At 57.0% G+C, this 1,321-nt stretch carries 1 rRNA gene; it reads left to right on the top strand.

What is annotated here, in order from left to right:
• Nucleotides 1-1,321 (top strand): 16S ribosomal RNA (locus tag CLD20_RS19910); the annotation flags it as partial.

Raw genomic sequence — 1,321 nt, 5'->3', positions numbered from 1 at the left:
AACACATGCAAGTCGAACGGTGACCTCGAGAGCTTGCTCTTGGGTGATCAGTGGCGAACGGGTGAGTAACACGTGAGTAACCTGCCCCAGACTCTGGAATAACCCCGGGAAACCGGAGCTAATACCGGATACGAGACGGAGCCGCATGGCTACCGTTTGGAAAGTTTTTCGGTCTGGGATGGACTCGCGGCCTATCAGCTAGTTGGTGAGGTAACGGCTCACCAAGGCGACGACGGGTAGCCGGCCTGAGAGGGCGACCGGCCACACTGGGACTGAGACACGGCCCAGACTCCTACGGGAGGCAGCAGTGGGGAATATTGCACAATGGGCGAAAGCCTGATGCAGCGACGCCGCGTGAGGGATGAAGGCCTTCGGGTTGTAAACCTCTTTCAGCAGGGAAGAAGCGAAAGTGACGGTACCTGCAGAAGAAGCACCGGCTAACTACGTGCCAGCAGCCGCGGTAATACGTAGGGTGCGAGCGTTGTCCGGAATTATTGGGCGTAAAGAGCTTGTAGGCGGTTTGTCGCGTCTGCCGTGAAAATCCGAGGCTCAACCTCGGACTTGCGGTGGGTACGGGCAGACTAGAGTGTGGTAGGGGAGACTGGAATTCCTGGTGTAGCGGTGAAATGCGCAGATATCAGGAGGAACACCGATGGCGAAGGCAGGTCTCTGGGCCACTACTGACGCTGAGAAGCGAAAGCGTGGGGAGCGAACAGGATTAGATACCCTGGTAGTCCACGCCGTAAACGTTGGGAACTAGGTGTGGGCCTCATTCCACGAGGTCTGTGCCGCAGCTAACGCATTAAGTTCCCCGCCTGGGGAGTACGGCCGCAAGGCTAAAACTCAAAGGAATTGACGGGGGCCCGCACAAGCGGCGGAGCATGTGGATTAATTCGATGCAACGCGAAGAACCTTACCAAGGCTTGACATACACCGGAAACACCCAGAGATGGGTGCCCCGCAAGGTCGGTGTACAGGTGGTGCATGGTTGTCGTCAGCTCGTGTCGTGAGATGTTGGGTTAAGTCCCGCAACGAGCGCAACCCTCGTTCTATGTTGCCAGCGCGTAAAGGCGGGGACTCATAGGAGACTGCCGGGGTCAACTCGGAGGAAGGTGGGGATGACGTCAAATCATCATGCCCCTTATGTCTTGGGCTTCACACATGCTACAATGGCCGGTACAAAGGGCTGCGAAATCGCAAGATGGAGCGAATCCCAAAAAACCGGTCTCAGTTCGGATTGGGGTCTGCAACTCGACCCCATGAAGTCGGAGTCGCTAGTAATCGCAGATCAGCAACGCTGCGGTGAATACGTTCCCAGGCC

The organism is Afifella sp. IM 167 (genome assembly GCF_020144925.1).
Classification (GTDB): Bacteria; Pseudomonadota; Alphaproteobacteria; order Rhizobiales; family Afifellaceae; genus Afifella.
The sequence above is the reverse complement of the archived record's forward strand: the minus strand, read 5'-3'. Positions and strand labels throughout refer to the sequence as shown.